Source organism: Sorangium sp. So ce1153 (assembly GCF_051521595.1).
Taxonomy (GTDB): Bacteria; Myxococcota_A; Polyangia; order Polyangiales; family Polyangiaceae; genus Sorangium.
This window is the reverse complement of the sequence record NZ_CP150361.1, coordinates 3,160,841-3,182,832: the sequence shown is the minus strand read 5'-3', so window position 1 is coordinate 3,182,832 and position 21,992 is coordinate 3,160,841. Positions and strand designations below refer to the sequence as shown.

General features: G+C 71.9%; 17 protein-coding genes. 4 read left to right on the top strand and 13 right to left on the bottom strand.

All coding sequences use genetic code 11. From position 1 onward, the window contains the following. Window positions 1–204 precede the first annotated feature (204 nt). Window positions 205–3,285 (top strand): CheR family methyltransferase, encoded by a 3,081-nt coding sequence (locus WME85_RS11320; RefSeq protein ID WP_437837592.1) that lies wholly within the window; start codon window positions 205–207, stop codon window positions 3,283–3,285. Between the two features lie 5 nt (window positions 3,286–3,290). On the opposite strand, the gene WME85_RS11315 is transcribed toward WME85_RS11320, so the two are convergent. From WME85_RS11315 to WME85_RS11305, 3 genes are all read right to left on the bottom strand, one after another. Then, complete coding sequence (locus WME85_RS11315; protein ID WP_437837591.1) at window positions 3,291–3,644, bottom strand: gamma-glutamylcyclotransferase family protein; 354 nt, start codon at window positions 3,642–3,644, stop codon at window positions 3,291–3,293. A 6-nt stretch (window positions 3,645–3,650) separates the two neighbouring features. Next, complete coding sequence (locus WME85_RS11310; protein ID WP_437309134.1) at window positions 3,651–4,022, bottom strand: response regulator; 372 nt, start codon at window positions 4,020–4,022, stop codon at window positions 3,651–3,653. A 496-nt stretch (window positions 4,023–4,518) separates the two neighbouring features. Beyond that, a complete protein-coding gene (locus WME85_RS11305) occupies window positions 4,519–4,905 on the bottom strand; it encodes a response regulator (protein WP_436626547.1) in 387 nt (128 codons plus the stop codon). Between the two features lie 549 nt (window positions 4,906–5,454). Between WME85_RS11305 and WME85_RS11300 the strand changes: the two genes are divergently transcribed. Continuing rightward, on the top strand, window positions 5,455–7,107 hold the full coding sequence (locus WME85_RS11300) for a B12-binding domain-containing radical SAM protein (RefSeq protein ID WP_437837590.1): 1,653 nt from the start codon (window positions 5,455–5,457) through the stop codon (window positions 7,105–7,107). 188 nt (window positions 7,108–7,295) lie between these two features. On the opposite strand, the gene WME85_RS11295 is transcribed toward WME85_RS11300, so the two are convergent. The 4 genes from WME85_RS11295 to WME85_RS11280 form a co-directional block, all read right to left on the bottom strand. After that, window positions 7,296–8,735 (bottom strand): adenylate/guanylate cyclase domain-containing protein, encoded by a 1,440-nt coding sequence (locus WME85_RS11295; protein ID WP_437837589.1) that lies wholly within the window; start codon window positions 8,733–8,735, stop codon window positions 7,296–7,298. After that, window positions 8,732–10,741: a hypothetical protein gene (locus WME85_RS11290; RefSeq protein WP_437837588.1), complete on the bottom strand. Its 2,010-nt coding sequence runs from the start codon at window positions 10,739–10,741 to the stop codon at window positions 8,732–8,734. Before WME85_RS11290 ends, WME85_RS11295 begins: the two co-directional genes overlap by 4 nt. Beyond that, window positions 10,738–10,959, bottom strand: coding sequence for a Franean1_4349 family RiPP (locus WME85_RS11285; protein ID WP_437837587.1), 222 nt, complete (start codon window positions 10,957–10,959; stop codon window positions 10,738–10,740). The genes WME85_RS11290 and WME85_RS11285 overlap by 4 nt, the downstream gene beginning before the upstream one ends. A 113-nt stretch (window positions 10,960–11,072) precedes the next feature. Beyond that, window positions 11,073–12,182, bottom strand: a complete 1,110-nt coding sequence (locus tag WME85_RS11280) for a geranylgeranyl pyrophosphate synthase (RefSeq protein WP_437837586.1) — start codon at window positions 12,180–12,182, stop codon at window positions 11,073–11,075. 154 nt (window positions 12,183–12,336) lie between these two features. Between WME85_RS11280 and WME85_RS11275 the strand changes: the two genes are divergently transcribed. Further along, complete coding sequence (locus WME85_RS11275; RefSeq protein WP_437837585.1) at window positions 12,337–14,340, top strand: C1 family peptidase; 2,004 nt, start codon at window positions 12,337–12,339, stop codon at window positions 14,338–14,340. Between the two features lie 9 nt (window positions 14,341–14,349). Here WME85_RS11275 and WME85_RS11270 read toward each other — a convergent pair whose 3' ends face one another. The 6 genes from WME85_RS11270 to WME85_RS11245 form a co-directional block, all read right to left on the bottom strand. Further along, complete coding sequence (locus tag WME85_RS11270; protein ID WP_437837584.1) at window positions 14,350–15,144, bottom strand: TetR/AcrR family transcriptional regulator; 795 nt, start codon at window positions 15,142–15,144, stop codon at window positions 14,350–14,352. 152 nt (window positions 15,145–15,296) lie between these two features. After that, window positions 15,297–15,647 (bottom strand): hypothetical protein, encoded by a 351-nt coding sequence (locus WME85_RS11265; protein WP_437837583.1) that lies wholly within the window; start codon window positions 15,645–15,647, stop codon window positions 15,297–15,299. Between the two features lie 121 nt (window positions 15,648–15,768). Beyond that, window positions 15,769–16,215 carry an NUDIX hydrolase gene (locus WME85_RS11260; RefSeq protein ID WP_437837582.1) on the bottom strand — a complete coding sequence of 149 codons (447 nt, stop codon included), beginning with the start codon at window positions 16,213–16,215 and terminating at the stop codon, window positions 15,769–15,771. After that, window positions 16,212–17,816 carry a transglutaminase-like domain-containing protein gene (locus WME85_RS11255; RefSeq protein ID WP_437837581.1) on the bottom strand — a complete coding sequence of 535 codons (1,605 nt, stop codon included), beginning with the start codon at window positions 17,814–17,816 and terminating at the stop codon, window positions 16,212–16,214. The genes WME85_RS11260 and WME85_RS11255 overlap by 4 nt, the downstream gene beginning before the upstream one ends. A gap of 161 nt (window positions 17,817–17,977) precedes the next feature. Continuing rightward, window positions 17,978–19,228, bottom strand: a complete 1,251-nt coding sequence (gene pcnB / locus WME85_RS11250) for a polynucleotide adenylyltransferase PcnB (protein WP_437309122.1) — start codon at window positions 19,226–19,228, stop codon at window positions 17,978–17,980. A gap of 405 nt (window positions 19,229–19,633) precedes the next feature. Further along, window positions 19,634–20,593 carry a serine/threonine-protein kinase gene (locus WME85_RS11245; protein WP_437837580.1) on the bottom strand — a complete coding sequence of 320 codons (960 nt, stop codon included), beginning with the start codon at window positions 20,591–20,593 and terminating at the stop codon, window positions 19,634–19,636. A gap of 367 nt (window positions 20,594–20,960) precedes the next feature. On the opposite strand from WME85_RS11245, the gene WME85_RS11240 reads away from it, so the two are divergent. Then, a complete protein-coding gene (locus tag WME85_RS11240) occupies window positions 20,961–21,992 on the top strand; it encodes a site-2 protease family protein (protein ID WP_437837579.1) in 1,032 nt (343 codons plus the stop codon).

Below are 21,992 nucleotides of genomic sequence, written 5' to 3'. Positions count from 1 at the left end.
TCCACGCCCTTCACCGTGCTTGCGCCCTCCTGACCTCACAGAAAGGTGATTGCGGCCGTCAGACGCGGTGTCCAGCGCTCAACGGGTACAGTGGAGCCTGGCGGCAGGGTCATTGACCGTTCGCACACCGCAACCATAGCTCCGTCGTCTTCAGGCCCCCGCGGCGGCGCGGCGCCGGAGGAGGCCACAACCGTTCAAGCCACAATGCCCGAACACAAGAAGACACGCCGGACGCAATTCAGGGCAACGGGACAGCGCGATTCCGCGCGTTCGCTCGGCGGGGGGGCTGCGTCGAGGCGCGAGCTCGATCCGTCCCCGGGCGCTGGCGGGTCCTCCGCGGCGGACGAGCCGTATTCCGGGGGCGATCTGCGCTGTCTCGTCGTCTGCGTCGTCGCGGCGGCCGGCGGGCGCGGCGCGGTCGCCGAGCTCCTCCGGCGCCTGCCGAGCAGGGACACCTGCCTCGCCCTCGTGCTGATCTACAGCGCAGATCCGGGGGAGACCCCGATCCTCGAGCTCGCGACGCAGAGCAGCCCGCTCCCGGTGATCGAGCTCCGACAAGGAACGAGGCTCACGCCGGGTCACGTCCATGTCCTGCCGCCCGGTACACGCGCGACGCTGGCCGGGCCGAGCGTCGAGCTCGCGCCGCGCGGCGAGGGCGGCGCGGGCCCCGCCGACGTCTTCCTGCGCTCGCTCGCGAGCGAGCTGGGCTCGAGCGCGGTCGCCGTCGCGCTCTCCGGCGGCGGGAGCGACGGTGTCCTCGGGCTGAAGGAAGTGAAGGCGGAGGGCGGGGTCACGTTCGCGGAGGATCCGCGCAGCGCCGACCGGTCGGCGCTCCCAAGGGGCGCCATCGCCGCCGGGGGCGTCGACTTCACCCTCGGCGTCGAGGAGATCGCGGCGGAGCTCGTGCGGATGGGCCGCCCCGGAAACGCGCTCGCTCCCTGGGCCGCGCAGGGGCCGTCGCTCGGGGTTGAACCCGCTCTCGGCAAGCTCTTCGGGCTGCTCCACGCCGCCGTGGGCGTGGACTTCAGCCACTACAAGAAGACGACGCTGAGGCGCCGCATCCAGCGGCGCATGACGCTCCACGGGCTCGCCAGCCTCCAGGGATACCTGGATCACCTGCAAGCGCACCCCGGCGAGATCGAGGAGCTCTACCAGGACCTCCTGATCAAGATCACGACGTTCTTCCGCGACCCAGGCGCCTTCGCCGCGCTGAAGACGCGCGTGTTTCCGGTGCTCATGCACAACAGGCCGCGCGACTGGCCTGTTCGCATCTGGGTGCCCGGCTGCTCGACGGGCGAGGAGGTCTACTCTCTCGCGATCTCGCTGCTCGAGTTCCTCGAGGTCGACGCGAGCGACCACGCCATCCAGATCTTCGGCACCGACCTCAGCGAAACCGCAGTCCAGCAGGCGCGGGCCGGGATCTACGTCGAGAGCCTCGCGAGCGACGTAGATCCCGGCCGGCTGCGCCGCTTCTTCGTCCGGGTGCAGGGCGGCTTCCAGGTCAACAAGTCGCTCCGGGATCTCTGCATCTTCTCGCGCCACAACGCCGCGGCCGACCCGCCGCTCTCGAAGCTGGATCTCATCAGCTGCCGCAACCTGATGATCTACATGGAGCCGAGCTTGCAACGCCGGCTGCTGCACACCTTCCACCAGGCCCTCAAGCCCACGGGCTTCCTGCTCCTCGGGTCGTCCGAGGGCATCGGCAGCATGCCCGACCTGTTCGGGATCGTGGACAGGACCCACAGGATCTTCTGCAAGCGCGCCGCCTCCGGCGCGACCCCCGGGCTCGCCGCGCCCGCTCCGCCGAGCGTGGCCGCGCCGGCGGCAGACAAGCAGAAGAGCCCCGAGGGGCCCAGCATGGACGCGGTGCGCAAGGAGGCCGACGCCATCGTCATGGCGCACCACGCCCCGGCCGGCGTGGTGATGGACGAGGACATGCAGATCCTCCAGTTCCGGGGCAAGACAGGGCCTTACCTCGAGCCGGCGCCGGGCGACGCGAGCCTGCACCTCTTCAAGATGGCCCGAGAGGGGCTCCTGCTCGACCTGCGGGGCGCCATCGACGCGTCGATGAACTCCTGGGCGATGGCCCGCCGGGAGCAGGTCAAGGTCAGGCAGGGAGAGAAGCTCCGGTACGCCGACATCGAGGTGTGGCCGCTCAAGGTGCGGCTCCCGCAGGGGCGCTGCTTCCTCGTCCTCTTCTCCGAGTCCCGCGCGGCCGGGCTGGACGCGGGCGGCGAGCCGACCCAGAGCGCCCCCCACAGGGACATGGAACTCGTCCAGCTCCGCAGGGAGCTCGTCGCCACGAAGGAGTACCTCGAGTCGATCATCGACGAGCTCGAGGCGACGAACGAGGAACTCCTCTGCGCGAACGAGGAGCTCCTCGCGAGCAACGACGAGCTCCACAGGATGAACGACGCGCTCGAGTCCTCGCACGAAGAGCTCCAGTCGTTGAACCAGGAGCTCACGACCATCAACGAGGAGCTCCACAGCAGCAACGTCGCGCTCAGGCTCGCCAACGACGACCTGCAGAACGTCCTCGCCAGCACGAACGTCCCCGTCGTGTTGCTCGACGCCGATCTCCGGATCCGCCGCGTCACCGGCGCGGCGGACAGGCTGCTCGGCCTCGCCGCTGGCGACGTGGGCAGGTCGATCCTCGACGTGAAGCCGAGGAGCTGGGCCGACATCGCGCCGGTCGTCGCCGAGGTGCTCGACACGAGGAGCACCGTCGAGCGGCAGGTCGAGGAGCGCGACGGGCGCTCCTACGTCATGCGGGTTCGCCCTTCCCGGACCGCCGAGGCCGAGGTCGACGGCGCGGTGATCTACTGGCTGGAGAGCGACGCGCCGAGGCGCGCCGGACGCGAGCTCGCGGGCACGCGCGAGCGCATTTCCGCCGTGTTCGAGGTCCTGCGCCACCCGTTCCTCCTGCTCGACGGCGAGCTCCGGATCCGGGCGGCCACGCGGCGCTACTGCGAGCTGTTCATGGTCGCGCTCGGCGACATCGAGGGACGGCCGCTCTCGGCCATCGACGCCGGCTGGAACACCCCGGAGCTGGAGCAGCGGCTCCGGGACGTGCTTCGACGCAGCGCCTCCCTGATCGACCTCCGCGTCGACGCCGTGCTCGCGCGCGCCGGGCGCAAGACGCTGTCGCTCTCCGCCTTCCGCCTCCAGGCCGACGAGGGCGAGCTCCCGGCCCTGCTCCTCGTGGTCGAGGACAGGACAGGCGGCGAGAAGGACGCGGGCGGCCCACCTGGGCTGCGCTCAGCGCGCCGCGCCGGCCCGGGCTGACGCGCTCATCGCTGCCACGCCCGCCAGTCCCCCGACGCGATCCGGGGACGCCCCAGCGCCTGGGTCGCGGGCATCAGGTACGCCTCACAGCGCGCGCCCCCCTCCAGCGCGATCGCCTCGCGCTGGAAGAGGTCCGGGCAGCCTTCGTAGAGGTCGAGCGAGGCGAGCGTCTCCCGGTCAGGCTCGTAGAGCTCGCCGAGGACCGCGACAGAGCCCCCGCGCACGAGCGCCGGGTAGGCGCCGAAGTCGGCGAGCTCGAACGAGCGGGGCGTGCGAGCGAGCCCGAGGTAACGCGCGCCCTCGAGCAGCGCGTGCGAGCGCTCGCCGCGCATCAACGTGCCATAGACGAACAGCGGCACTGCGCGTCACCGGCAGTGCTGTTCGACCGCGGCGAGCAGCTGTTCGAGGTTGATCGGCTTCTTCAGGAACTGCGCCGCGCCGAGCGAGGACACGAACTCGTCGCGCCCGGTCGCCGAGATGATCACCACCGGGATCGAGGCGAGCTCCGGATCCTTCTTCTGCTCTGCCCTGAACTGCCACCCATCCATGATGGGCATCATCAGGTCGAGCAGGATGAGACCGGGTCTCGGGTCCGTTCGGAGCGCGCTGAGCGCCTCGCCGCCGTGCGCCGCCGAGGAGACGGCGTACCCCTCCTCTTGCAGGAGCTCGGCAAGGGTCTCTCGAATATCCGGATCGTCATCGACAACGAGGATCCTCTTCAAGGGAATGGCAGGCACGGTGCATCAACCACTATGCGAAAGCCTGACGTCGCGGCGAAACAGGGAAAGCCCTGAATCCCTGCTCGGGGTCTGCATGACGAGGCTTGTTCTGCGAGAAAGGGGGCGCATGAAGGTCTCTCTGCGGCAACTGGTGACGCGACGACGCGGTGACGCTGCGAGGCGGGGCTCGCCCGCGCGGTCACCCGTGAAGCCCTGGAGCCCCGGTTGGACGGGGCTCGCTCCGGACAGCTCTGGCGGGAGGATTCATGCGTGCGCATCGCGGGTGTTCGCGGGCATCGAGCGTCGTCGTCCGTCGTCGAGCCGCATGGTACAGCACGGGAGCGCTCCGGCGAAGCCACTGTGTGTCCGGATCTGCGGCCAGCCGGCGTGAGCGTCGCGCGGCCGGCAGCGCGCCGCCACGCCGCGTGCGGATCGTACCACCGCGCGCTGGAGCGCAGCGGTACGGCGCCCGCCGGAGCGGCGTCCCGGGCGTCTGCGGCGCCGACGGGCAACGTCAACCACCCTCGCGCGAGGAGCCGAGCACCACCTGCGAGAGGGCGCTCAGCAGCACATCGATGTCCACCGGCTTCGGGATGAGCGCGGCCGCATTCAGCCGCTCGGCGATCGCGCGCATCTCGTGCGGCAGGCGGGCCGAGAAGATCATGAGGGGAGAGGGCGTCCCCAGCCCGGCGATCTCGGCGACGAACCGGTCGGTCGTCATGCCCGGCATCGTCAGGTCGAGGAGGACCGCGTGGAAGCGCCGCTCCGCGAGCGCCTCGAGCGCCGCGCGCGCGGTCGCGGTCATCTCCACCTCGTACCCTTCCAGCGTCAGGAGCTCCTCCAGCATCGCCGCAGTGTCGACGTCGTCCTCTGCAACCAGGATCACGTGCTTGCCACGCATGGCTCCCCTCGGCTTTCTTCGGCAACGGGGGCCGCTCGCCGGGCGGCATGTCCCTGTCTCCGTGCTGGCTGGAGCGACGCTCGAGCGGCGCGGGCCCCCACTGGCCAGCAGCCGGCGCGGCGCGGGCAACCGCGATGACACGCCGGCGCGACGGTGACCGTCGCGAAACGATCTACGCGCGTCGGCTCACGCGCTCCCGAGCGCGCGCTGCGTCGCGCCACGCCGACGACGCAGCGCGCACGCAACCCTACAGACCGCCGCTCCCGCCGGTCCGGTACGCTCCTTTACCCCTCTCCCGCCCTGGGCAGTATGAAAGCCCGACGGCGCTCCGGATGCAAGGAGGGCGGACGGGAAGCCGAGCCAGCGCCGAGCAAGCCGAGCAAGCCGAGCAAACAGAGAGCGCGAACGGACTCCCGACAGGGGAGACACCCTGGTAGACTCCCATGGATGCCTGGCGAACGCCGCGTCGCGCTACTCGCGATGGAGCCAACCATGCCGGACGGGGGGGGAGCGCCGTCCAGCCATGGAATCCGTCGTGTCGAAGCCTCATTGCTCGCCGATCCGGAGCTCGCCGGCGTGCCGATCCACGTGGTCGACGCGCAGACGAGGGATCTCGACGCGTGGGTCGCCGAGGTCGAGGCCGTCGACGCGGACGTGGTCGGCCTCGCCGCGCACGTCTGGTCTTTTCCCACGTTCATCGAGCTCGCGCGCCACCTGAAGCGCAACCGGCCAGGGCGCACGGTCGTCCTCTGCGGTCCCCTCGCGCGCCCCGCGATGTTCGCGCTCGCGCCCTGGCGCGACGCCGCCGCCAGCATCGACGCCCTCGTTCACGGCAACGAGCTCACGTTCCGGAACATCGTCCGCCTGAGCGAGCGCTCGCCCGAGGCGCTGCGCACGGTGCCGGGGCTGCACATCTCCACGGCGGACGGCTGGGTCTCCACGGGGGAAGCGCCTTACGTCGCGCCCGACGAGCTCCCCTCGCCGATCCGCATGAAGCTGCTCCCGACCGACCGCATCGTCCCGCTCGAGATCAGCCGCGGCGGGGTCATGAGCTGCCCGACCTGCGGCCTCTCGACGGGCGACGCGGCCGCCGGTGTCTTCTCGGAGGCCTACCTCGTCGAGGAGCTGAGCGCGCTCCTCGCCGCCGGCGCACCGGGCGTGCAGATCGTGGACGCCCCGCTCAACCTGAACACGGACGCGTTCAGGAACCTCGTGGCGGCGGAGAAGCGCGTCGGCTTCTTCAAGCAGGCGACGCTGATGGCGTCGATCGATCCGGAGCACGTCCATGACGAGCACCTCGAGTTCCTCCGCGGCGCCGCGCGCGTGTCCCTCGAGGCGCGGCTGCCGCCGCTCACCAAGGACACCGGCGACGGCACGCAGCGCCCGTTCCGGGAGTCGAAGTTCGCCAAGGTGATCGAGGAGCTCTCGGCGTTCACGGACGTCGAGGTCGAGATCCTCCTCGGCCTGCCGGGCGACGGGCCGATCACGTTCCGGCGCACGCTCGAGCGCGCGCGCGAGCTCCCGTGCAAGGTCCGCATCTTCCACAGCCTCGTCCTTCCGGACGACCTCATGACGCGCGCGCCCGCGTCATTCGAGCTCCGCTTCGACCCGTTCACGCTGATGATGCGCTCTTGCCTCGGCTGGTCCGAGGACGCCCTCTCTCGCGAGCGCAGCCGCCTCATCGAGATGGCGTACCGCGAGGGCGGGGAGATCACGCCGGACATGTGGTCGTTCCCCGGGCCTCGCGAGATGCGGCGGCCCGCGATGCCGCTGGGCAGCGGCGTGGTCCCGCCGGGCGGAGAGATCCGGGTGGAGGGCGCGACGACGCTGGCGCCTGCGGGGCAGGACCTGCAGCGCGTGCTCGAGCTCGGGATCAAGGAGGCGACGTCCGGCGGGTGGACCTTCGTCGAGGCCTCGGCGCGGCCGGGCGAGATCGTCGTCATCATGAAGACGCGCGACGGCGCGCTGGTCGTCGAGATGCGCCCCGCCTCGCCGACGGAGAACGCCTACAAGGTCGTGGACGGCGTCGCGTTCGGCTACCGCTCGCCGCGCGGCGCGAAGATGAGCGACGGCGCGCTCCGCCTGCTCGATCGCGTCCTCCAGCGCCTCCACGCGCCTGCGCGCACGGCGCTCGGCCTGTCGACGCAGGACGGCGGCCCCGGCTCGGCGCGGGTACGGCGCTTCCGCGCGACCCCCTCGTGACGCCCTGGAGCAGCCCGCGCAGCGCCTGACGCCGGGCGCTGCGCGCGCGCCTGCTCTCGGCCCGTCACGGCCTGGTCTGCGCGGTCCAGGTCGCGCGCGCGTCGCCGTCCGGAGGGCTCAGCGCGAGGGCTCGCTCCGCTGGCCCGCGGCCTGGAGCCGCCGACGCCGCGGACAGGGACGTCCCTGCGTCATTGCGCTCCTTCACGATCCGTGCTGCGCCACGCGGCCGGAGCGCGCGCCACGTCGGGCCGCGGCGGCATCGACTCGATGCGGCGGGGCGCCTGGAGCAGCTCTCGCCGGAGCTCCTCCAGGCGCTCCGGCGAGAGGTCCTGGTGGTCCACGATGTAGGGGTGCACCTGGCGGCTCTTGCCGCGGATGCTCAGGGCGCCGGTCGGCTGCGCCGGGATGCAGTCCTCGAGCGTCGCGTACGTCGCCTGGCAGATGATGATCTTGGAGCCGAGCTCCTTGTTGAACTGCTCGAGGCGCGAGGCCGTGTTCACCGTATCCCCGATGCAGGTGTACTCCATGCGCTGGAGCGAGCCGATGTTGCCGGAGATGACGGTGCCGGTCGCGATCCCGACGCCCATCCTGATCTCCCCGGAGCCGAGGAGCTTCCGCTGGTTCATGCGCTCGAGGGCCTGCACCATCTCGATCGCCGCGATCACGGCGCGCTTCGGCGCGTCCTCGACCGAGAGCGGGGCGCCGAAGACCGCCATGAGGCCGTCGCCGATGTACTTGTCGAGCGTGCCGCCGTAGCGGAACACGATGGCGACCATCTCCGTGAAGTACTCGTTCAGGAACGAGACCACGACCTCCGGCTCGACCGACTCGGTGAGCGGGGTGAAGTTGCGGATGTCGGTGAACATCACCGAGACGTGCCGGCGCGTGCCGCCCAGCTTGAGCCGCCCCGGATCGGAGAGGACGAAGTCGACGAGGTCCTTCGAGAGGTAGCGCCCGAGCTCCTGCTTCTCGCGCTCGAGCCGGAGGCGGGCCATGGACTCCACCTCGGCGCGCAGGAGCAGGTTGCGCGAGATGCGGGCGATGATGCCGGCGACGACGCCCGGGAGCGCGATGAACAGGACCTGCTGGCACTGGTCCGCGATGTTGATCGCGTTCTGGCCGTAGACGGACACCGCGCTGATCGGGATCGCGCCGGTCAAGACCGTGGCCGCGAGCACGACCGTGTTGAAGAGGGCCGACAGCCCCGCCGAGTACAGGCACGCCGCGAGGCTGTAGCGGAAGCCCGACATCAGGTTCCAGAGCACGTAGACCGTGGCCAGGTAGCTCGAGAAGTACTCGATCATCCCGGAGTGATTCCTCGCGTTCGCGAGCGCCGTGAGCGTCAGGAGCGCGAGGTCGACGAAGATGCTCACGTACTTGAGCCAGCCCACGTAGGCGCCGGGGCGCAGGCGGAAGAACGCGTAGAGCAGGAGCGAGAAGGCGAGGTAGCCGCCGATCTGGATCGCGAAGATCTGGTTGGCGGCCGGCGTGTTGACCGTCCACACGTGCGCGAACGTGAGGCCGGCGAGCAGCCCGAACACGAACCGGATGTGGTTCACGATCTGCTCTCCGCGCATCTCCTGGGCCTGGATGATCCGCACGATCTCCGGCGACTTCTCGTTGCTCATGCGCGCCGCTCTCCTCCGCGCCGCAGCCGGGACAGCGCCGCGGCGAACCCGCGCGCGCAGAGCGCGGTCGTCAGCGCCCTGCCCTCGTGGTGCCCCTCGCGGCCGTGCTTCATCGGCGCTCGGTAGAGCGGCTCGGCCGGCCAGGAGCCGTCCACGAGCTGGCGCTCGCCGAGGTAGCGCAGCCCCCGCTCGATCAGCAGCGGATCCGGCGAGTCGGCCATCGCCGCGGCCTCGAGGCACGCGGCCGTGCGGAGCGGCGACCCGAAGCCGCCGTCGAGCCGCTGCGACCCGAGCATCCGCGACAGGACCGCGGCCTCGACCGCGGCGATCTCGGCCGCGCGCGGCGCGTCCCCTGCCCTCCGCCGGTACAGGCGCGCGAAGCGGAGGAACGCGAGATCCGTGTACGCGCCGTCGTAGAAGCAGGCGCCGCGGATGCCGTCCTCCGAGGCGGCGTCGAGCGCGCGCCGCGCGTTCGCGTCGATGAGCCGCGCGAACCGCGCCGCGTCGAACAAGAGCAGGCCCGCGAGCAGGTTCAACCGGACCGCCGTGCAGTCGTCGCCTGCCCACGTCGCGCCCGGCGTGGTCGGCCCCGCGGGCCCGCGGTAGAACCAGGTCGGGACCGCGCCGTCATCGCCCACGTTGGCCAGCATGACCTCGATCCACGTCTCCGCCCGCTCCCGGGCGGCGCCTGTCTCGGCGGCCAGCTGGAGCATGATCGCCAGGTCGTCCGCGTCGGGCGGGAGGTCGCGGAAGTCGCCGAAGTAGCGGAGCTCTCCGGCCGGGATCTCGTCGAGCAGCGCCGCGGCGTCGGCGCGCACGTCGCGCCCGACCTCCCCGATCTCGACCAGGGCCATCAGGATCGTCGCCCGCACGAACCAGTGCCCGACCGGCTGCTCGCGCGATCCGAGCACGCCGAAGCGCTGCACCTCCCAGGACTCCGGCCACGGCGCCGACGCGAGGAGCGACGCGACCGCCGCCCGCAGATCCGCGCGCGCGACGTCGGGCAGCGACAGGTCGCCCTGCGCGCGCGCCGGCCCGAGCGCCGCGCCGGCCCCGAGGACGTCGCGGAACGACATCAGCCCCTCGAAGAAGCGGAGCCGCTCTGCGAGCGCGTCGAGGAACTCGCCCTGCGCCTCGGCGAGGCCCCGCTCCGTCGGGCGCGACCGAGGAGCGCCCGCCACGACCTCGCGCGCCGCCGCGAGCGCGCCCCGCACGCTCGCGGCGAGCGCGGCCCGGTACGGGCGGGTCGCGAGCAGGGCGTGGATCTCGCGGCGGCGCACCGGCGACACGCGCTCGCCCGCGAGGGCGAGCAGCAGCGGAGGAGCGAGCTCCACGCCGCGTAGCCAGAGCGCGAGGAGCGGCGTGAGCGTCGGCGCCGCGAGGTCCGGCGCGGCCGGATCGAGCCAGAGGCGCACGAGCCCGTCCAGCAGCCAGAGCGGCGCCGCCAACGCCTCTCCGAAGCGGCGTGCGGGCGCGAGATCGTCGCCGGCCAGGAGCGCCGGCGCCGTCCAGAGGGCGACGACCTCGCGCGCGCCGGCGGCGGCCGCGCCCGCGACCAGGTCGTCCGCCGCGGCGCTCGCGGCGCTCGCGTTGCGCTGCCACGACGCCTCCGCGAGGTCGGCCAGGCCGAACAGCCAGCGGTGCGCGCGCGCCTCGCCCACGTGCTGCGCCAGGAGGCGTCCGGCGAGCGCGCCCCGCGTGAGCGCGTCAGGGGCGCCCTCGACGCCGCCGGCGGCCACCGCGGCGACGGCCACCGCGGCATCACCGGCCGCGGCGGGCGCGCCCACGCGCCCACAGAGCCGCAGGGCCCAGCTGGCCCAGGGGATGCTGCGCCCCGCCGGCGCGCCAACGCCGCGCTCGATGGCGAGCGCGCCCCACGCCGCGTCGCCGCGCTGGAGCGCTCCCGCGAGCAGCAACGCTGACCAGGAGCGCTCGCACACCGCCTTGTCGTCCGGGTCGAGCCATGGCCAGGCGGCGGCCGCTCCCGAGGCAGCGGCCAGCGTCACATACCGACTCCACCCTCGCGCGCCGCGGTCGCGATGGCCGCGTCGACCGCCTCGGGCGTCGAGGTCGCGGCGTCCCGGATGCGCTGGAGCGTCTCCGGTCCGACCTCGTACCCCTCCGCCTGGATGGTGCGCTCAGGCTCCGCAAGGAGCTGCTGACGGAAGCTCGAATCCACAACGGCACGACCGATGAGCTCTGCCTCTGTTTTCTTCGATGTCATGACTCCTCACTTTCTCGCTCGGGAGGCTAGGAGACCTCCAAACGGCTAGCAAGGGGAAGCGGGCGCTTCGCCGCGCCTTCATGGAGCGCCGCGACCGTGCGCGGCGCGGCGCCTCAGCGCGGCGCGCCAGCGTTCGCGGCGGGCTTGCCGGCGAGCGCGCTGAAAAAGGCGAGGAACACGCGCCGCTGGATCTCGGTCATGTAGCGCGCGCGCGCCTTGCAGAAGCGCACGGCCTCCGGTAGCCCGAGCGCCCCGGCCGCAGCCTCGGCGCGAGCGAGCTCACAACGCGCCTCGTCCAGGATGGCGTCGAAGCCCCCGCGCACGAACAGCTGCGCGCGCAGCGCCGTCGCGCCGCGCCCCTCGGGATCTTGGCGCGGCTCGTCGTCCGGGGGCGCAGCCCCCCTCGGCCGGGGCTGCCCAGCGTTCCTCGCTTCGACCTGCGCACCGAGCCGGGAGAGCACGTACGTCATGTTCCCTAGCGAACGATCTTTCTCGGCGTGCAGCAGGTCCACGAACAGCTGGTGCGCTGCGGCCAGGGCGGCGACGAACGCCTCGAGGTCGGCGAGGTGCTCTGGTCGCGACAGCGCGAACAGCGCCGCGGCCGCCGGTAAAACGAGCGGGCGAGTGCGGGCGAGCACCTGGCGGAACGCCTCGGCGTCGCGCGGGCCTCCGCCCTGGTGCAGCCGCCGCTCGAAGAGCATCGCCTCGCCGTACCCGAGCCATACCTCCTCGAAGAGGCCCCAGAAGGCGCTCCCGCGATCGAGCGAGCGAGCGAGCAGCGCCTGATGTCGGGCGAACAATGCCCCGGACAGCAGCACCGCCGCGCCGGGATCGCCGAGCCCTTCGTCGAGCAGGTCGTCTTCGATCCGGACGTGCAGGTACCCGACCGCGGCCGCCTCGGCGAGCTCCACGGCGAGCGGCGGGAGCCCTCGCGATCCGTCGTCCAGCGAGGGCCCCGGCGCGCCGAGCCGCGTCGCGACCCAGAGCGGCAGCTCGAGCACCGGGAGCGCCGTCGGGTGCGAGAAGTAGCCCTCGCCCGGCGCGCCGTCGAGGAGCCTGAGGCGCGCGGCGAGCTCGTCGAACAGCGCCCCGAGCTCGCTCCCGAGCTGGCCGCGGAACGACGCGAGGCGCTGCAGCACCTCGGCCTCGAGCGACGCCTCGACGACGCTCCGCGCGCCCTCTGCGCTCTCGCTCTCTCCCGCTGCGCAGCCGCCTTCGCTCATCCCACCTCCAGCCCTCCACGGTCGGCGCGGGCGGCGCCGGCGCCGACCGTGGAGAGCGACGCTAGCATGAGCAGGCTCGACCGCGGGCGGGTGCCGCCGACTTTGCCCGGAGCGCTGCCCGTGCGACACTCGGCGACTTACGAGATCGGAAACCATGATCGATTCCGAGCGTTTCGCCGAGCGTTACGGGGAAATCACGACCGACGCCCGCGCTGACGTCCTCGATTTCCGGGACACCCTCTATCGCCCCACGATGGTGGAGGTGCCTCCGGTCATGCCGCCCGAGCGCTTCATGGACTTCGGCGTGCCCGTGCTCGACCAGGGCAGGAACAACGGCTGCACCGGCTTCACGGTCGCCACCATGGCGCACTACCTGCTGCGCAAGCGCAAGGTGTTCCCGGACTACGGCCTCGTGAGCCAGAACATGGTGTACACGATGGCGCGCCGCTACGACGAGTACCCGGGCGAGGACGACGCGAGGGGCTCCAGCCTGAGGGGCGCCATGAAGGGCTGGCACAAACACGGTATTTGCGCCTATGAGCAGTGGCCGTGGGACGCGAACGATCTCCACGGGACGCTCACGCCGGAGCGCGCGTCGGACGCGATGCTCCGGCCGCTCGGCCTGTATCAAAGGGTGAACCACAAGGACCTCCCGGCGATGCACAACGCCCTCGCGGAGGTCGGGGTCATCGCGGCCTCGGCGCTCATCCCGTTCAATGGCTGGTACTACGGGACCCAGAAGAGCGGCATCATCCCGCCGGTCGACAAGACGAACCCTTTCATCGCCCCCTGGGGCGGCCACGCCTTCACGATCGTCGGATATGACGCGGAGGGCTTCTGGCTCCAGAACTCCTGGGGTCTCGGCTGGGGCAAGGGCGGCTTCGGGCGGCTCTGTTACGACGACTGGCTCCAGTACGGCTTCGACGCCTGGGTCGGCCGGCTCGGCGTGCCCATCCGCCTGAACCAGCCGCGCTCGCTGCGCCCGCTCACCTCCGCGAGCCGGACGTTCGCCAGCCTGCGGCCGCACCTCATCAGCGTCGACATGCACGGCCAGCTCCAGCAGCGCGGGGCCTACGGCACGTCGTCGGAGGACGTCCGCATCATCATGGAAGAAGACTTCCTGAGCGCGACCGAGAGCTGGCGGCGCCGCCGCCTCCTGCTCGTCGCGGGCGGCGGCCTGCGCCGGCAGATCGACGCGATCAACCGGATGTCGCGCCTCCGGCCGAAGCTCCTCGGGCACGAGATCTACCCCCTCGAGCTGCTCTGGGAGACCGATCACTACCCGCGCCTGCTCGAGATCCTCCACCGCGCCACGGAGGGCCGCCGCCACGACGGCTACGATCCCAGGGCGTTCGGGTTCATGATCGACCGGCGCGACGACGCCCTCGAGCCGCTCGTCCGCCGCATGGGCGGCAAGGCCGAGTGGGATCGCATGAAGCTCGCCGCGGGCGACGCCACCATGGACGCCGACCACGGCGGCCTCCGCGAGATGATCGGCCGCCTCGCGTCGCTGATGGACAGGGATCCGAGGATCGAGCTGCACCTGGTCGCCCACTCGAGCGGCACGTTCCTGCTCGCGCCGCTCGTGCAGCTGGTCACCTCGGAGAAGGGCAAGCGCATCGAGGGGGGTCCGATGCGAGGCCAGCTCGGGCTCGGGCTCCCCATCGAGTCGCTCTCCCTGCTCGCTCCGGCGAGCGCCATCGACGCTTTCCGCGACACGTACATGCCGTCGATCAGGAGCGGCATGGTCCGCCGCTTCGCCCTGTTCACGCTGACGGACGAGGCGGAGCTCCAGGACCACTGCGAGGTGTACGGCAGGTCGCTCCTCTACCTGGTCTCGAACGCGCTCGAGCGGCGCCCGCGGGTGCCAGGCACGAGCGGGGTCTCGCTGCTCGGCATGGAGGCGGGGCTCCTCGACCCGGAGAACGCCGATGTCCTCGCGCTCCTCACCGAGGAGGCGGAGGACCGGCCCATCGTGTTCCCGAGGGCGGAGTGGATCAAGGGACCCAACACGCGGCCCCCGCCCCACGGCTCCGAGGCGCGGCGGCACGAGGACTTCGACAACGACGCGACCACGTGGAAGTCCGTGATCGCCCGCATCCTCAACCAGCCGTTCGCGGACCACCTGCCGCCGATGTCGGCGCGCGATCCCTGGTGAGCGCGCCCCTCACCCTTCCGGGCGGCGCCGCTCCACCGGGCTCATCCCGTGGAGGACCGTGGCGCCGAGCCGCTCGGCGCCGAGCGGCGGCGTGATCGCCCCGCTCAGGAGGATGGCAAACGAGGCCCGGAGCTCCTCGCTGAAATCGATCCGGAAAAGGCCCATGTCCGGCCGGCTGCGGATATCGCGGATCACGTCGCTGGGGTCACAGACCTGCCGCAGCCCGATGAGCAGGGCGTACATGCGGATGAGGATCGGCCCGCCGTGCCCGGGCGCGAGCGAGGGCACGCACCGCTCGAGCAGCGCCCCGGTACGCTCGATGTGCGCGAGCAGGGAGAGCTTGAAGCGGAGCGCGGCCTCGTAGCTGACGTTCTGCTCGAGGACGCTGTGCAGGATGGAGAGCAAGCGCGTCATCGCGTCCCGGGCGGCGAGGGTCGTCGCCAGGATCGAGGCGACGCTGGCGACTGCGTCGTTCCCGGTCTCCGCGGCGCCGCGGCGCCCCCGCGACGGCCGGGGGCGCGCTGCGCTCGGCTCGCCCTGGGAAGCGCCGAAATGCGCCAGGTGGCGATTCACATCATCGAACCATTTCACGAGCTCCTGATCGACCACCGCGAGGAAGAGCTCCTCTTTGGTGGTGAAATACAGGTAGAGCGTGCCCTTTGCCAGCCTGGTGCGCTCGGCGACCTGAGCCATGGTGACCTCGGGATACGGGGTCTCCTGGAACAGCTGCCAGGCTGCGTCGATGATGAACCGCCGCCGCTCCTCTTTCTGCTCCTCCTTCCTCGCTCTTCGCGTCGAGCTCATAGATAGATCGGTCTACGACGTCTCCAGAAACTCCGCAATCCGGACGCCGCGTGAGTCACACCGCGCGAAGGTGAGTCGATCGGCGCGCATTCGGCGCTCAGGCGTCGCGTTCGCTCATCCGGCCAGCCGCGATCGTGGGGTAGCCGCGCTCATCACATTTCACCGGACACGGTCACACCGAACCCGTGCACGCCGAGGAACATCGGGGAAATACCCGAGCGCATCACCCGCTTGACGGTCCTCGAGAGAGCGCGCGCGGCCCTCGCCGGGAACCAGCTTGAGCCCCCGGGCGCCCCGGACAGCGCGGCACGCATCGAGGCGCGCGGCGCGGGCAACACGAACAGGCCGGCGCCTTCCTGGCCGGGCCCAGCGAAGCAGAGAGGAGACGAGAGCAGGGTCGCCGCCACGACGACCGCCATGCCCTTCACGATCGCCGGTACAGCGCTCATCGCGACACCCACGTGGAACCTAGCGCCGTCGCTGGCGGACGTCGTGAGCAGCAAGGCAATAAAATAACACCGTCACTGCCAGCGCTTCAGGCTCAACGTGGAGAGTCGCTCTTCGGGCGACATCCCGCCTGGCCGCGGGCGGCGCCGCGCCGGGCTCTCCCTGAACCGCGCTGTTTCAGCCCGTGGCCGCCATCGCCATGGCCCGGTGGATCACGCGGACCGCGGCGTCGGTGAGGCCATAGGCCGGCAGCTCGGGGACAGGCACGAGGGCCGCCTCGGACGCGTCATCTCCTGGAGAGAGGGCGCCACCGACCGGCTCGCACAGGTAATCGAGGATCACGTAATGATAGGGAGTCGCCACGATCTCCACGACGTCCACGAGCGGGCCGACGCGGATCTCCAGGCCCGTCTCTTCGCGGATCTCGCGGGCGACGGCGTCGGCGAGCCGCTCTCCGGGCTCGACGCGGCCGCCGGGGAGCGACCAGGAGCCCTCGAGCGGGGGGCGAGCGCGCCGGATGAGGAGCACGCGCGGCGCGCCGGACGCGTCCGGGCGGCGCTCGATCACGACGGCGCCGACCGCCACGCGCGGGGGCTCCAGCGGGCGTCCCGGCGCGTCGCTCACGGAGCGGCCGTGTCCGTGCGGCCGGCCTTGCAGCGAGCGTCGCCCGGCGTGGCGACCACGAGGTCGTACTCGCCGAGCGCGACCTCGCGGGGGACGATGACGGCGTCGTCGTAGCGGCCCTGCGCGTCGGTCGACAGCGAGCCGACCGTCACGCCCTGCGGCGCCGCGTCGCCCGTCAGGATCACGTCGACGCGGACGTGCCCGCACGGCGCGCCGTTGCTGCTGACCTGCCCCTGGAGGTGGAGCGGGAAGCCGCGACGGATGTCCTTGTCCAGCGCGGTCACGACGATGTCGGTGCGCTCGGCCGCGCGCTCGTTCGGATCGCTCGCGGGGGTGGGCGGCGCCGAGGGCGGTGGCGCGGCGGGGCTGCTGCCGGAGCCGGCCGGGCCGGCGGGCCCCTGCTGCTGCGCCTGCTCGGCGCGCGTCCTCTCCGCGAGGTCCTGGCCCGAGTCGCGCTGCTCCGGCCAGCTGTAGGGATCCGGCGGCGGCACATAGGGCGGGCGGTTCGGATCGATCTCCTGGTCCATGTTGAGGGCGGCGCCCCCGAGGTCGATCCGGTGCCAGAGCGAGCCGTCGTGGACCTCGACCCAGGCGTGCGCCTCGTTGACGATCATCCGCGCGGGGATCCCGATGTGCAGGGCCGTGACGAGGAACGCGAAGGCGCGATGGCGGCAGACGCCTTTTCGCGAGAGCGCGAGGTCGAGGTAGATGTCGCCGTGCCCCTTGGGCGGGTCGTCCGACGGGGCGAACGACCGGAAGTACTCGACCATCTTCTGCACGACGTCGCGCGGGCGCATCGCGGTCGAGATCCCGATCGCCTGCGCGACCTGCTTGAACGCCGCCTCGTGGGCGGCCTCCTGCGGCGCGCGGTAGCGCTCGAGCTTGCCCCAGTCGACGTCGGCGAACCCGCTGCCGAAGGTCGCGCGCGCGATCGCGAGCTGCACGATGAGCCGGACGCGCGCGCTCTTCGTGCCGCGCACGAACCAGTTGTCGGCACCGTCGCGCAGCACGACGACGGGGGTATCGGGGTTCACGTGCATCCGCACGAGCCGCGTGTCCGGCCCGACGGTCGGGATACGGACCGGCTCGTTCGGCACGAGATCGACCGCGATGTCCCCGTAGAACGCCTCGTCGCCCCCGGAGACCGTGGCGTCCGCCTTGACGGTCTTGAGGCTCTTGTCGCGGACGACGAGCGAGTAGTCCGCCCTCACGGCGTCGTAGGCTTGCAGCCGCTTGAACGGGGCGGTCGCGGGGGAGAACGGATCGTCGTAGCGCTCGACGTTCGGCCGGCGGGTGTCTCGATCCGGCTCGTACGAGGCTTCAGGGCCCGCGTCGGATCCGACGTTGCTGTAGACCTGCTGCTGGGTCGACGGCGGGCGCTGCGGATCCGGGGCCGTGGCCAGGCCGCTCGGCGTCTGGATCGCGGCCGGGAGCCCTCCGTCCAGCGTCGTCGTGGCGAGCGAGACGTCCTCCGCGGGATCCGGCGCGATGAACTCGTGCAGGAGCGACCCCTGCGCATCGGCGAGCGGAGAGACGGCGCAGGCGAGCGCGAAGACGAGCAGGCTGCGCGCCCAGCCGCGCCGGCGCCGGGAGACGGACACATCGGGCGGAGGAGCTGAGCGCTGGCGCGCGGCCGGAGGGGACATCGAGGGTGGTTATGAAACCAGAAACCCCGGCGATGTTCCACGCCGGCCGGTCAATCGGCGGCGTTCCCCGTCATCCGCGGCCGTTCGCTCGGTGCGCCATCAGCGCCGCGCGCCGGTCAGCGCCGGTACTGCGCGGCGTCCGCGTGGTGGCGTCGCGGCTGCGGGGCGGAGCGGAGCCGGTCGATCGCTTCGGTGGATTCCCCGCGCGCGGTCAGCTCGGCGGCCAGCACGTCGAGGGCGGGCTGGAAGATGTCTGTCCGGGCGAAGCGGCCGGCGCGGCCGCCGGCCAGCCTCGGCAGGACGGCGACGATGCGCCGCATGCCGTCGGCGTAGCGGCGGGAGATGGCCAGCCGGTCGATGAGGGGCTCGAGGAAATCGGCGGCCGCCGCGGCGCGATCGCGGACGCCGTCGCAGGCCTCCTTCATCGGCTCGAGGAGCAGGAGCGTCCAGAGGACCGTGTCGTCGAGCGGCCGATCCGCGGCGGTGCGCCGGTCGACGTAGTCGAGCACGCGCCACAGGCGCTGGCCCGGCCCGTCGTCGCCGCGGTCGTCGTAGAGCAGCGCCGAGACCTCCGGCAGGAGGACGTCGAGCACCCCGGTCTCCCACGCGAGGTAGATGGTGCGGCGCGCCTGGCCACCGCGCATGAGGCGCAGGATCTCCTCGGAGAGGCGCGGGCGCGCGGCGAGGGCGAGCGCGTCGCGGCAGTAGACGACCGCGTCGTAGACGTCGGGGGTGATCGCGAAGCCCAGCCGGCCGGCGAATTTGAGCGCGCGCAGGATCCGGATCGGATCCTCGCGGAAGCGCGTCTCCGGATCGCCGATCGTGTGGACCACCTGGCGGCGGACGTCCTCCATGCCGCCGACCCAGTCGAGGATCTGCCGCGCCTCCACGTCGTAGAAGAGCGCGTTGATCCGGAAGTCGCGGCGCAGGGCGTCCTCGTGCGCGACGCCGAACGCGTTGTCGCTCCGGATGAGCAGCTCGCTCCCGTCGTCGGAATCCTCCTTCGGATTGCGGCGGAAGGTCGCCACCTCGATGACCTTCCCGCCCTGGAAGAGGACGTGCACCAGGCGAAACCGCCGGCCGATGATGCGCGAGTTGCGGAACAGCTCGCGGACCTCCTCTGGCCGGGCGCTGGTGGCGACGTCGAAGTCCTTGGGGCGCCGATCGAGCAGCAGATCGCGAACGCAGCCGCCGACCAGGTAGGCCTGAAAGCCATGGCGGACGAGGCGCCGCACGACTTTCTGGACGTCCGGATCGATCCGCGCCTCGTCGAAGACGACCTGATAGCGCCGCGGGGTGGGGATGTCCTCGGCGACGAACTCGACCCGGAACGGGTCGTCGTCGAGGGCGCCTGTGTCCGTCGGCATGAGCTCGCCGTCGGACGCAGCGCGTGGCCCCGGGGCAGCGCGGGTCTCGTAAAGCGGGAGTTCGGCGTCGTGAAACGCCGCTGTGCCGTTGTCAGGAGATGGGGTCGTGCGACCCATAATCAGCAACCGAGAAAGCGGCCAGGCAGAGCCTGGAGGGAGTGGAGGACGACCGGCGCGCGATTCTGGGAATCCAGTTGCTCCTGGAGAACCGACCCGCGCTGATGAGGTCCGCGCCCGCGGACCCCCGAACCACGCCGGCTCGCTCGCCGTGCGTGAAACGGCCTGACGAGCGGATCCGGCTGTCGCCCGGAACAAGAGATGCTAACGGCCGTCTAGCAGGGCTTCGCCGTGAGAGCAAAGCCGAGGCGCAGGGAGGTCGACGGAAGCCTCCGGAGCGAGCGGGCGTCACGGCTTGGCACCCCAGTGCCCGATGCCGGAATGCGGCGCGGCGGCGTCTGGCTGGACGGCGAACGCCGCCCCGGCGCCAGCCTCCGGCGCGGCGAGCAGCGCTTGCCGCAGCTCCACCATCGAGGGGAACCGGCCGCGGGGATCTTTCACCAGCGCCTTGCGCACGACGGCGTCGAGCTCGCGCGATATGAGGAGCCCCGGGTGGACCCGGTGCAGCGGCGGCGGCGGCTCGCGCCCGTGCTGCTCTGCGATGGCCGGGTATGGGCCCTGGAATGGAACACGGCCCGCGAGCATCTCGTAGAGCATGATGCCCAGGGAGTAGACGTCGGCGGTGGGCGCCGCCGGAGCGCCCTGCGCCTGCTCGGGCGCCATGTACTCGGGCGTCCCCACGACGCGGGGGAGCAGCGAGCCTTCGGCGCCCGGCTCCTGGATGGACGAGAGCCCGAAGTCGAGAAGCTTGACGATCTCGCGCCCGTCGGCGGCGTGCACGAGGAAAACGTTCTCCGGCTTCACGTCGCGGTGGATCACGCCGGCGCGGTGCGCGGCGTCGAGGCCCGCGGCGAGATCGGCCGCGATCCGGACCGCACGCGAGGGCACGAGCGAGCGGACGAAGGTCAGCGTGTCGGCGAGATCGAGCCCGACGAGCAGCTCCATCGCGAAGCACGGCGCGTCGCCGGCGCGCTCGAGCGCCTCGACGCAGAGGACGTTGGGGTGACGGACGCGCGAAGCCGCGGCGGCTTCCCGCTCGAACCGCGCGACGAGCAGCGGATCGTCGCGGAGCTCTGCCCGGAGGACCTTGACCGCGACGCGCGAGGGCGCGGCTTCGAGAGGCCTGCCGATCCGGTCCGCGAGGTAGACGTGCCCGACCCCGCCGCTGCCGAGCAGCTGCACGACGCGGTACTTGTTGCAGAGGAGCTTGCCCACGAGCGCTTCAGCGGCGACGCGAGCGGGAGGCATGGGATCGATCGTAGCGCAGCCGCGCCCGCCGGAGGGCAAAGGCGCGCGGACGCGGCGCAGAAAGGGCGCGCGGACGAGAGCGCTGGCGGCCCGCGCAGCCCGGAAGGTTCGCGTGCGCACCGAAGGAGCCCGCTGCGCGCGAGCTCCTGGGCGCAGGCCGTGGCCGCGGCGACGGCGCTCACCGACGGGTCCGCTCACGGGCAGCCGCGTCTGTCGGGGATGACGCGCAAAGTCATCACGGTCGCGCGAGGCCTGGCATGCCCGCCGGCGCTTCCCGGCAACGCGAGGAGGCGAGCGGCCCGCCCGGAGCGCAAGAGCGCGCGGATAGCTTGAGCGGCGACGAGGAGACGGCCACGCTTAGCGGCGCATGACCGATGATCGACTCTCCTCCCCGAGCACGCTTGACCTGGGGGCCGAGCTCACGCCAGCGGCGACGAGCGCCACGGGGCCGCGCGCTGCGGCCGCGCCGCGGCCGGCGCCGCTCCGCTGGAAGAAGAACCTCGCGCTCTTCTGCCTGACGGTCGTCTCCGTGTTCATCGCCGGCACCCTGTGGGCCCCGATCACGCCGGAGGACGACAGCGTGCTCTCCCTCGTGAAGGCGCTGCCGCAGACGTGGCCGTTCGCCGTGCCGTTCCTGTCGATCTTGCTGGCGCACGAGTTCGGGCACTACTTCGCCGCGCGCGCGCACGGCGTCGAGGCATCGCTCCCCTACTTCATCCCGCTCCCGGTCGTGAGCCCGCTCGGCACGATGGGCGCGGTGATCTCGATGAAGGGCACGATCAAGTCGCGCAACGCGCTGCTCGACATCGGCGCCTCCGGGCCGCTGGCGGGGCTCGCCGTGGCGCTCCCGGTCCTCTTCGTGGGCCTGATGTACTCGGAGGTGCACGCGACGTCGGGCCCCGCGCTGCAGGAGGGGCGGAGCCTGCTCTACCTCCTGCTGAGGCGGCTCGCGGTCGGCCCGATCCCGGAGAACCATGACGTCTTCCTGGGCCCCACCGCGATGGCTGGGTGGGCCGGGCTGCTCATCACGGCGTTCAACCTGTTCCCGGTCGGCCAGCTCGACGGAGGGCACGTCGCGTACGCGCTCTTCGGCAAGCGGCAGGATCGCTACAGCCGCGCCGCGCACTACCTGATGCTCGCGCTCTTCCTCGGCAACGTCGCCTACTTCACGCGGCACTTCATCGCCGACGGCCTGTCCGAGGCGCTCCGCGCCGCGGTCGCGAACGGGATGCCGTGGCTCACGTGGTTCGGCGTGGTCTACGTGATGCTGCGCGTGGGCGGGCGGGAGCACCCCCCCACGGAGCCCGGCGAGCTGTCGCCCGCGCGCAAGGCGATCGCGGTCGTGACGCTGGTCTTCTTCGTGCTGCTGCTGATGCCGACCCCGTTCGGGACCTACTGA

Bases quoted from the DNA above. Each gene is read 5' to 3' on its own strand.
- WME85_RS11320 (WP_437837592.1), top strand. From the start codon at position 205: ATGCCCGAACACAAGAAGACACGCCGGACGCAATTCAGGGCAACGGGA.
- WME85_RS11305 (WP_436626547.1), bottom strand. From the start codon at position 4,905: ATGCGTGGCAAGCACGTGATCCTGGTTGCAGAGGACGACGTCGACACT.
- WME85_RS11295 (WP_437837589.1), bottom strand. From the start codon at position 8,735: ATGAGCAACGAGAAGTCGCCGGAGATCGTGCGGATCATCCAGGCCCAG.
- WME85_RS11285 (WP_437837587.1), bottom strand. From the start codon at position 10,959: ATGACATCGAAGAAAACAGAGGCAGAGCTCATCGGTCGTGCCGTTGTG.
- WME85_RS11280 (WP_437837586.1), bottom strand. From the start codon at position 12,182: ATGAGCGAAGGCGGCTGCGCAGCGGGAGAGAGCGAGAGCGCAGAGGGC.
- WME85_RS11275 (WP_437837585.1), top strand. From the start codon at position 12,337: ATGATCGATTCCGAGCGTTTCGCCGAGCGTTACGGGGAAATCACGACC.
- WME85_RS11270 (WP_437837584.1), bottom strand. From the start codon at position 15,144: ATGAGCTCGACGCGAAGAGCGAGGAAGGAGGAGCAGAAAGAGGAGCGG.
- pcnB (WP_437309122.1), bottom strand. From the start codon at position 19,228: ATGCCGACGGACACAGGCGCCCTCGACGACGACCCGTTCCGGGTCGAG.
- WME85_RS11245 (WP_437837580.1), bottom strand. From the start codon at position 20,593: ATGCCTCCCGCTCGCGTCGCCGCTGAAGCGCTCGTGGGCAAGCTCCTC.
- WME85_RS11240 (WP_437837579.1), top strand. From the start codon at position 20,961: ATGACCGATGATCGACTCTCCTCCCCGAGCACGCTTGACCTGGGGGCC.